The organism is Mucilaginibacter sp. (assembly GCF_028288105.1).
GTDB lineage: Bacteria > Bacteroidota > Bacteroidia > Sphingobacteriales > Sphingobacteriaceae > Mucilaginibacter.
This window is the reverse complement of sequence record NZ_JAQBOI010000007.1, coordinates 1-10,322: the sequence shown is the minus strand read 5'-3', so window position 1 is coordinate 10,322 and position 10,322 is coordinate 1. Positions and strand designations below refer to the sequence as shown.

At 45.0% G+C, this 10,322-nt stretch carries 8 protein-coding genes; 6 read left to right on the top strand and 2 right to left on the bottom strand.

Annotated elements, in window-relative coordinates:
• Both JWQ85_RS00485 and JWQ85_RS00480 read left to right on the top strand, forming a co-directional pair.
• A partial coding sequence (locus JWQ85_RS00485) for a bifunctional pyr operon transcriptional regulator/uracil phosphoribosyltransferase (protein WP_299462272.1) occupies positions 1-341 on the top strand: 341 nt, incomplete at its 5' end.
• Between the two features lie 125 nt (positions 342-466).
• The gene (locus JWQ85_RS00480) at positions 467-1,390 is read left to right on the top strand and encodes an aspartate carbamoyltransferase catalytic subunit (RefSeq protein ID WP_129875537.1); all 924 of its coding nucleotides are present in this window, start codon (positions 467-469) and stop codon (positions 1,388-1,390) included.
• Positions 1,391-1,508: 118 nt separating this feature from the next.
• On the opposite strand, the gene JWQ85_RS00475 is transcribed toward JWQ85_RS00480, so the two are convergent.
• Positions 1,509-2,810, bottom strand: coding sequence for an NAD(P)/FAD-dependent oxidoreductase (locus JWQ85_RS00475; protein WP_299462268.1), 1,302 nt, complete (start codon positions 2,808-2,810; stop codon positions 1,509-1,511).
• Between the two features lie 281 nt (positions 2,811-3,091).
• Between JWQ85_RS00475 and JWQ85_RS00470 the strand changes: the two genes are divergently transcribed.
• Genes JWQ85_RS00470 through JWQ85_RS00460 form a run of 3 tightly spaced genes read left to right on the top strand, consistent with a single transcriptional unit; the run spans position 3,092 to position 7,415 of the window.
• Positions 3,092-5,401 (top strand): glycoside hydrolase family 65 protein, encoded by a 2,310-nt coding sequence (locus JWQ85_RS00470; RefSeq protein WP_299462265.1) that lies wholly within the window; start codon positions 3,092-3,094, stop codon positions 5,399-5,401.
• Positions 5,402-5,417: 16 nt separating this feature from the next.
• Entirely contained in the window at positions 5,418-5,696 is a 279-nt protein-coding gene (locus JWQ85_RS00465) for a hypothetical protein (protein ID WP_299462262.1), read from the top strand.
• 9 nt (positions 5,697-5,705) lie between these two features.
• Positions 5,706-7,415 carry an alpha-amylase family protein gene (locus tag JWQ85_RS00460; RefSeq protein ID WP_299462259.1) on the top strand — a complete coding sequence of 570 codons (1,710 nt, stop codon included), beginning with the start codon at positions 5,706-5,708 and terminating at the stop codon, positions 7,413-7,415.
• A 2-nt stretch (positions 7,416-7,417) separates the two neighbouring features.
• Here JWQ85_RS00460 and JWQ85_RS00455 read toward each other — a convergent pair whose 3' ends face one another.
• Positions 7,418-8,053: a TylF/MycF/NovP-related O-methyltransferase gene (locus tag JWQ85_RS00455; RefSeq protein ID WP_299462256.1), complete on the bottom strand. Its 636-nt coding sequence runs from the start codon at positions 8,051-8,053 to the stop codon at positions 7,418-7,420.
• Positions 8,054-8,379: 326 nt separating this feature from the next.
• Here JWQ85_RS00455 and JWQ85_RS00450 point away from each other — a divergent pair.
• Positions 8,380-10,322, top strand: a 1,943-nt coding sequence (locus tag JWQ85_RS00450; protein ID WP_299462275.1) for a TIM-barrel domain-containing protein, incomplete at its 3' end; no start/stop codon positions are given.

Sequence of the window (10,322 nt, the reverse complement as noted above, 5' to 3'; positions counted from 1 at the left end):
TCACCTTTTACCGCGACGATTTTCGCAGGCAGGGATCACCACTGGTGCCCAACCAAACTAAAATAGATTTTATTATAGAGGGTAAAAAGGTGATAATGATGGATGATGTGCTTTGGACAGGCAGAACCATCCGCGCTGCTATGGATGCCATGCAGGCATTTGGCAGGCCCGAGAAGGTAGAACTGCTGGCACTGGTAGACAGGCGATATTCACGGCATATACCGGTATCGGCAGATTATGTAGGTATCGAAGTTGATTCCATCGCATCGCAAAAGGTAGTTGTAAGCTGGAAGGAAACCGACGGCGAAGACAGGATAGTATTAGTATCGGAAGCGAAGTAGATAATATATAATACATGTCATTGCGAGGAGGTACGACGAAGCAATGCATGAACGCTAAGCATGCGACGTGATTGCCACGCTATCGCTCGCAATGACATAGCTTAAATAAATTCGAAATAAAAAAAATGGCATTAAGCACAAGGCATCTGTTAGGAATTAAGGACTTAAATAGGTCAGATATTGAACTGATATTTGAAACAGCCGATAATTTTAAAACGGTGTTGAACAGGCCTATAAAAAAAGTGCCTTCGCTGCGCGATGTAACCATTGCCAATATCTTCTTCGAAAACTCTACCCGTACCCGTTTATCATTTGAGCTGGCCGAAAAAAGGCTTTCTGCCGATGTAGTAAACTTCGCGGCTTCCTCATCATCGGTAAGCAAAGGCGAAACCCTGATAGATACCGTAAACAACATACTGGCCATGAAAGTGGATATGGTAGTAATGCGCCACCCTTATGCAGGGGCGGGCATCTTCCTGTCAAAACACGTAAAGGCCCAGATAGTAAACGCTGGCGATGGCGCGCACGAGCACCCTACCCAGGCATTGCTTGATGCTTTCTCTATCCGCGAACGTTATGGTGATGTAGCGGGCAAAAAGGTAGTGATAGTAGGGGATATCCTGCACTCGCGCGTGGCACTTTCAAACATACTTTGCCTTAAACAATTAGGCGCCGAAGTAATGGTTTGCGGCCCAACAACGCTTATCCCTAAATACATTGGCTCGCTTGGTGTTAAGGTAGAGCATAACCTGGTAAAAGCCCTTAACTGGTGCGATGTGGCCAACATGCTGCGTATTCAGCTGGAACGCCAGGACATAAAATACTTCCCATCCCTGCGCGAGTATACCATGATGTATGGCCTAAACAAGCAGATCCTCGATTCGCTCGACAAAGAGATAACCGTAATGCACCCCGGCCCCATAAACCGCGGCGTAGAAATTACCAGCGACGTAGCCGATAGCAAACAATCTATCATCCTGGATCAGGTTGAAAATGGGGTAGCCATACGTATGGCGGTGCTGTACTTGCTGGCCGGGCAAACGCCGTAATTAGTATGTCCTAAAACGCGCAGGGTTTCTTGAAAGGACCCTGCGAGGACGGAAACGTCTAACCAGCCCATCGGGTAGTTATAAGTTCCATTGTTGGTATTAGTAACAATTGACCAACTTATTTAAGGATCCTTTTCGCAACCTCCAATCCGCTGGTTAGCGCGGCTTCAACAGTACCCATCTCCGTGCCTTCGTATAGATATTCGCCGGTAAAAAATAGGGTGTCCTCAACGGGCGTATTTAATATTTTGCGTGCTTCGGGTGCTTCCACAGTATCGTAAGCATACGAGCCACGGGTAAACAGATCTGCCGTCCAGTTCATAATGCGGTAGGCTATAAGTTTGACTTTCAATTCCTCAAGATCTATCTTAAAAATATTCGCTAACGATTGCAGGCCTTGTTCTAACACCTCCGTATCGGGCATATTGGTTTTATCTGCCGCAGCAGGGCCGCCTATCCAGCCGGTGAGTACGATGGAGTGGTCGGGGATCTGTGTCCACCAGGTAGGTATTTCTTCATCGCTGAACAGGTAGCCCATCTTGCCGATGTTTTTGCCTGCCATTTTACGGGCTTTATCATCCAGCCAAAAAGCAGTATCAAACTCATATAAAAGCTTTATTACCGCGCCGAACCCCATTTGCTGTATAGCTTTGGTATGAGCCGGTATTTGCGGTTTAAATGTAATAGCGCCTGTTTCGCCTTCTAATGCCTGCAGCACGCCTAATGGCATGGCTATCAGCAATTGTTCTGCCTCGTATGTAGTGCCATCTTCGGTTATTGCTTTTACGTTTCCGCTTTGCCATTGTATCTCTTTCACAACCGCATTCAGGAAAATTTGCCCGCCTTTGCCTTTGCACTCATTAGCCAGGTAATTTATAATGGAGCAATAGCCGCCATCAATGCGGTGTTGGGCATCCTCTTGTTCGTGTTGCCACTCGTTACGCAGGGCAAACGCGCTGGCATCGCGCGGGTCGGCAGTATCGTAACCAGATACATACGCCCATACTGTACTACGCAGTTCTTCATATTTACCCCCCGGGAATTCCTTTTGTAAAAAGTCGTAGATGTTGGTATCCTGGTCCAGTTCGTTCAGGCGTTTTATCAGGAGGTCCCAGTCCTCTATGATCATGCTGTTCTCGTTAAACTCACCTTTCTCGTAACGCCACATCTCGGCATTAGCGCTTCTATAGCTAATTTTAGCTTCCTTTAAAAGTTGCAGGGTAACAGGCAGGTTGCCATGTATAAATTCGGCACCCAGCTCGGTATTTGTAAAGAAAGAGGCATCGCTTATGCTGTGGATGCGGCCCCCCATCCGGTTACGCGCCTCCAGCACAGTAACTTGTTTGCCGGCATTGCTCAAAGTACGCGCGGCCATTAAACCGGCGGCACCAGCCCCAATAATTAAGATGTTGTTTTTCATAAACAGGTAATGCAAGATATAAGTTATGGGCGGAAGATGCAAGTCACAGCTTGTGATTGACTCACCCGTCATCGCTACGCTCGACTGCCCTCTCTTCGCTGCGCGGAAAGAGGGCCGAATAACAAGGGCGCAAATTCCCCAACCCTCTTTGCGCAGCAGAGAGGGTTGCCAGCGCAGCGTAGCGGGGTGAGTCACAAAAAGGAAAGTATTTACATAAGGCTTATAAATGTTTCTCTTATTTTAGCCAAAACTATCGTAGGCTTGTACTGTACCCATATAGCATGAAAGAATATTTTAAAGTTGACGAGTGGAAGATCATAGAAGAAGGGTTCGACCCAAATTACAACAAGATTGCCGAAAGCGTTTTTAGCCTGGGTAATGGCCGGATGGGGCAACGCGCCAACTTCGAAGAAGCCTATACTGGCGAAACCTTGCAGGGCAATTACGTGGCCGGTGTTTACTATCCCGATAAAACCCGTGTAGGCTGGTGGAAAAATGGTTACCCCGAGTATTTCGCTAAAGTATTGAACGCGGCTAACTGGATAGGTATTGACGTTTGGATAGGAGATGAACAACTCGATCTGGCTAAATGCGAGGTGCTATCCTTCCGCCGGGAGCTGAATATGAAGGAAGGTTACCTGCAAAGGAATTTCCGCGCTAAAACGGCTTCGGGTAAAGAGGTTGAGGTTGAAACTATCCGTTTTTGCAGCATGGTTGATGATGAGGCCGGTGTAATAAAATATACCATCACCCCGGTAAATTTTGATGGAGAGATAACTATAACCCCATTCATTGATGGCGATATTGTAAACAAAGATTCTAACTACGATGAGAAGTTTTGGGATGAGGTAAGCAAAGCCATTGATACCGATAATGGCTATGTACAGCTGCGTACCAAAAAAACAGGTTTTGAAGTGGCTACCGCGATGAAGTTTACCATTGAACAAAATGGCAAACCGCTGGAGATAAAATCAAACCCCATCCAAAAGGAAAAATATATAGCTGCAGAAATTAAGCTTCAGATAAAGCATGGACAAAGCATTACGCTTACAAAATACGCGGTAAATGTATCCTCACAAAATTATCCGGCTGCTGAGTTGATAACGCGTTCGGCAGATGTGCTGACCATCATCAGTGCCAAAGGCTTTGATGTCCTAACAGCCGAGCAAGCCGCTGCCTGGGCCGAAAAATGGAAACACAACGATATTATTATTGAGGGCGATGCCGCCGCGCAACAGGGTATCCGCTTCAATATCTTTCAGCTTAACCAAACCTATACAGGTGAGGATGATCGCCTGAATATTGGGCCCAAAGGCTTTACGGGCGAAAAGTACGGCGGCTCTACTTATTGGGATACCGAGGCTTATTGCGTGCCATTTTACCTGGCTACAGCCGGGAAAAAAGTGGCACGTAACCTGCTTTTGTACCGCTACAAACAATTAGGCAAAGCGATAGATAACGCCAAGCTTTTAGGTTTTAAAGATGGCGCGGCACTTTACCCAATGGTTACTATGGATGGCACCGAATGCCATAACGAATGGGAGATAACCTTCGAAGAGATTCACCGTAACGGGGCTATTGCTTTCGCTATATTTAATTACGTACGTTACACAGGCGATGAAGCATACCTGTCTTATTACGGTTTGGAAGTGTTGATAGCCATCTCCCGTTTTTGGGCGCAGCGAATCACCTGGTCGGCCGAACGACAGCAGTATGTAATGCTGGGTGTTACCGGGCCAAACGAGTACGAGAATAATGTTAACAACAACTGGTACACCAGCACTATTGCTACCTGGTGTTTGAAATATACGCTCGAGGTCATAGGAAAAGTGAAACAGGCCAGTGCGGCTAAGTACAATGATCTGGTTGCCAAAATCAGTTTCCGGGAAGAACAGGAGTGCGAGAAATTTGCGGATATCATCTCCAAAATGTATTTCTCGCATGACGATAAACTGCAGATCTTTCTGCAGCAGGATGGCTACCTGGATAAGGAACAAATCCTGGTGAAAGACCTGCCCGCCACCGAGCGCCCGTTAGTACAAAAATGGAGCTGGGACAGGATCCTGCGTTCCGTTTACATTAAGCAGGCTGATGTATTGCAGGGGCTGTATTTTTTTGAGGATAACTACGATATTGATACTATCCGCAGGAATTATGATTTCTACGAGCCGCGGACGGTGCATGAATCGTCGCTCTCGCCCTGCGTACACGCCATATTAGCCGCTAAGCTGGGCGATATTGATCGGGCCTATCAGTTTTATCTGCGAACATCAAGATTGGATATAGACGATTATAACAACGATACCGAGGACGGTTGCCACATCACCTCTATGGCCGGCACGTGGATGTCGGTAGTGGAAGGTTTTGGCGGCATGCGGGTAAAGTATGGTTTGCTGTCGTTCAATCCGCTGTTGCCTCACCAATGGCAGGCATTTTCTTTCCAGGTTGGGTTTAGGGGCGCGTTGCTGAATGTGAGGGTGAGTGGGGATGGAGTGTCTATCAGTAATACCTCTGATAAAGGTATTACTGTGAAAGTTTACGATCAGGAAGCTTTGATTGAAGCAAATACCGAAATTCTTCTGAATAAATAATATAAAACCCGAAGTTATGGAGATGGCATTTTCTGTTGTAATGATTTTAATAGCGTTTGCTGCCGGATTTTATTTGATTTATTTTCTGGAGAAAAAGGATATTTACAACTTATTTGCTGCTATACTAATGCCATGTATGGGTGTGTTTTCAATTAGCATCTTGATCTCAGCAGTGGCTCCAATAGCGATATTCCTATTATTACCTCTAATACCTTTACTGATGATCAGCGCCAGTATTGGTGGTGTATGGGCGCATAAAAAACGCAAAAAACAACATTCTTCAAAAATTTCATAGTGATTCTAAATGCCCAATCATAAATTAATTATATATCAGCTACTCCCGCGTTTATTTGGCAATACTAAAACGCTTAATAAAACCTATGGTTCTGTTGAAGAGAACGGCGTTGGCAAGCTGAACGATATTACCGATAATGCCCTTGTCGAAATAAAAACAATGGGTTTTAGTCACGTTTGGTACACAGGTGTTATTGAGCATGCCACCATGACTGATCACTCCGCCTATGGCATCAAAACCGATGATCCGGATGTAGTGAAAGGTCGTGCCGGTTCGCCATATGCAATAAAAGATTATTATGATATAGCTACCGATCTGGCTGTTGATGTTCCTAACAGACTGAACGAATTTCAGGCCCTGGTAACGCGTACCCATCTAAACGGGTTAAAAGTTATTATAGATTTTGTGCCTAATCACGTGGCGCGGACTTATGCCTCGGATGCCCGCCCGCCGGGTGTGCGCGATTTTGGTGAGGATGATGATAACACGCAGAACTTCTCGCAGCAGAACGATTTTTACTATATCCCGGGGCAGCCATTTGTAGTGCCGGGTGGTTACAACCCGGGCGGAGAAGAATTTACCTCGCCGTTAAAAGATGGCAAGTTTGATGAGTTTCCGGCTAAGGCAACGGGTAATGATGTGTTTAACCCAGCGCCATCAATAAACGACTGGTTCGAAACCATTAAGTTAAACTATGGTGTTTACTATCTGGATGGTAAGAAAACCTACTTTGGCCATGTGCCGCCGCTTTGGTATAAAATGCACCATATTTTAACCTACTGGGCCGAAATGGGTGTGGATGGTTTCCGTTGCGATATGATTGAGATGGTGCCTGTTGAGTTTTGGGCATGGATAATCCCTAAACTGAAAGTGACTTATCCCGATTTGATATTTATTGGGGAGGCTTACGATAAAGACCAGTATAACAATTATATTCATAATGGCGGGTTCGATTACCTGTACGATAAGGTAGGGCTTTACGATGCCATCCGCAGGGTAACCTGTAACGAGCCTGGCGCATCAACCTGGGAAATAAACGCCGTTTGGAACAACCACTGCAAAGGCATTGACCAGCACATGCTGCGTTTTATGGAAAACCACGATGAGCAGCGGATAGCCAGCAGAGATTTTGCAGGCGATGCAAGTTTGGCCATGCCCGGTATGATAGTGAGCGCTACTTTGGCCACCGGCCCGGTAATGATCTATTCGGGGCAGGAGGTAGGCGAACCGGCCGAAGGCACACCCGGCTTTAGCGGTGACGACGGCCGTACCACCATTTTTGATTATTGGGGAGTTCCTGCACATCAGCAATGGATGAACAATGGCAAATTTGACGGAGCTAATCTTTCATCGGCACAAAAAGAACTACGTGGTTTTTATAGCAGGTTATTAAATATTGTAAAAGATAACGAAGCAATAAGCACCGGCGAGTTTTACGAACTAATGATAGCCAATGAACACCAGCCCGGTTTTGATACCATGTTATATATTTACCTGCGCTATACACAGCATCAAAAAGTATTGGTCATAGCTAACTTTAACCGAACCGAACGTGCTATTAATATTAAAATACCTGTGGAATTGCTGGCACAATTTGGTCTAACAGGAGCAGTTAACTTTATGGATCTATTAAGTGGCGCTACCTTTAGTACAGCCGATGTTAATATTGGTATACCTGTTGTAATTGGTGGTAATAGCGGTTTGTTATTAAGTTTATAATGTTAAACTTTTCTGAAATAAGCATGCAGGTACTGATTGCCGTACAGGCAAGTAATTTCCTCGGGTTTGCCGGCTAAAAATTCATCGCAGGCCAGTTTAACCCCGGGGGCAACATCATGCGCAGTGCCGTTTTCGGCAGCGTCATTATAATCCATCGATACACATAACGCGCCCGATGACATTCGCGGATACGCACTTTCAAGGCAATGTATTATCACTTTTTTGTGCGCTAAAGGGTCTCCTCCAAAACCACAGTCGATATGTACAAAACATAATTGCCCGGGTAGCTCTGCCGGCAGCGTGTCAAAAAAGTTGCCCTTATGAATTACAGGCAATTTTAAATTTGCTTTCTGAAAATTCTCTTTCAGTTTTTCTTCAATATCGCCTTTAAATTTAAAAGAGGTTCCAAAGGTATCGTAAACATGCAGTTGCTTATCAGATTTGCGCAGCTCAATAATTTTCTGGAAAAGTAAAGCGCATTGGCCGGTAAAAGTTCCTAATTCTATAACATCGCCCGGTATATTATTTATGATCAGGCTATCTAATAAATGATAATAATTTATGCGCTGTTCAACGGTGTTCATGTCAACGCTGGTATCCAACTGCTGTACATTGTAACCTGTCTTTAAAAATCGCAAGCCTTTGTTAACGAAATTTATTAAAGGCGAATTTTTTCTTTTGCTGACAGAGTAGGGCGGCTGAGTGATAAAATAATTATTCATTTAGCAATTAGTTGGATAATTTCACCGAAGTTATTACAATATTCTTAAAAATTTTGTTTGCCGGCAAAAAGCCAAATTTTGGCTTAATTATAGCTTGAAAATTCAGGAAATAATCGTTTATTAGCTGTTACCAAAAAATTAGCTGATATAATAATTATGCTTTATTAGCTTTTGCTGATAGGGCATATTGAATTTGAATTTTAAAAATGGCAGAAAATATACCTGACCCCAACCTGGAACTGATGACAGCTAAATTGCTGCAAGTGGAGGAAATGATTGTTGAGGATGAAGAGTTCCACCACTTAAATAACCCCGCAGATGGCATAAAACCCATCGTAAAAAAATACCTGGGTACCCCCAACCACGCAGAGCAATTAGGCAACAAAATATTTTTTACAGATGGCGATGCCAAAGTAGAGGTGCTAATAGTTACTAACGAAATAATACGTGTACGTTTAGCGCCCCATAACGTTTTTTTGGAAGAGTTCTCTTACGCGGTGCCCGAGTTACCGCAAACACCTGTTGAGTTTACCTTACTGGAGAATGAGCAGGAGTATCGTGTAACCACACCCGCTATAAACTGCCACATACGCAAGCTGGATTTCTTTATTTCATTTTCTGATAAGAACGACAACGTTACCAGCTCTGATGCGGTGCCAATGCACTGGGAAGAGAATACGCAATTTGGCGGATACTATGTATTTTGTACCAAAACCTGCGAAGAGCAGGAGAGTTTTTTCGGACTGGGCGATAAGGCTACCGAATTTAACCTGCGCGGCAAACGTTTAAAAAACTGGAATACCGATGCCTATTCTTTCGGGTATAACCAGGATCCGCTTTACCGCTCTATTCCGTTTTACATCAGCGTAAGCGATGGCATTGCCCACGGGATCTTCTTTGATAATACCTTTAAAGCGCATTTCGACTTTGGCGGCGAAGACCCAACCAAAACCAGTTTCTGGGCAGATGGGGGCGAATTGCAATACTATTATATCCACGGCCCGCATATGATGGATGTGGTGAAAAACTACCATCTGTTAACAGGTACACACCCTATGCCGCCGCTTTGGGCGCTTGGTTATCACCAATGCCGCTGGAGCTATTATCCCGAAAATAAAGTAAGGGTTATTGCTAATGGTTTCCGCAAGAACAGGATCCCGTGCGATGGTATTTACCTGGATATTGATTACATGGATGGCTACCGCTGTTTTACATGGAGCCCTAAATATTTCCCTAATCCTAAAAAAATGATAGCCGACCTGGCTGCCAATGGGTTTAAAACCGTAGTGATAATTGACCCGGGTATCCGTGTAGATGATAATTATTCGGTATTTAAAGAGGGTAAAGAGAACAAATACTTCTGCCGCCGTTGCGATGATTACTTTATGGAAGGCCACGTTTGGCCGGGCCGTTGCCAGTTTCCAGATTTTACCAACCCCGAGGTACGCGCCTGGTGGGGAGGTTTGTTTGACGAACTGGTTGAAGTAGGCGTTGCCGGTGTTTGGAACGATATGAATGAGCCCGCTGTATTTGGCTCGGGTACATTTCCTGATGATGTACGCCACCAGTACGATGGTTACCGCGGATCGCACCGTAAGGCACATAATATTTACGGTATGCAAATGGTGCGTGCTACTTATGAAGGTTTGCGCAAGCAAATGAAGAACAAGCGCCCGTTTACTATTACAAGGGCCGGCTATGCGGGCGTGCAGCGTTACTCATCTGTTTGGACAGGCGATAATGTGGCATCATGGGAGCATTTAAAATTGGGTAACATTCAATTGCAAAGGCTTTCGGTTTCCGGAATATCGTTCTGCGGAACAGATATTGGCGGTTTTAGTGGCGAGCCAGATGGTGAGCTGTTTACCCGCTGGATCCAAATGGGGGCCTTTTCACCGTTTATGCGTGCACACTCTGCAGGTGATACCAAAGAGCGTGAGCCATGGAGCTTTGGCGAGCCATACACTGCTATTAACCGTAAATTTATTGAGCTACGTTACCGGTTAATTCCATATCTGTATTCGGCATTTTGGGAACATCACCGCTATGGTTTCCCTATTCTGAGGCCGGTTGTAATGCACGAGCAGGAAGAGATCTCAAACCATTTCCGCCAGGATGAATTTACCTACGGCGATAAAATACTGATCTGCCCTGTGCTGGAGCCGGGTCAAAAAAGCCGGAGCGT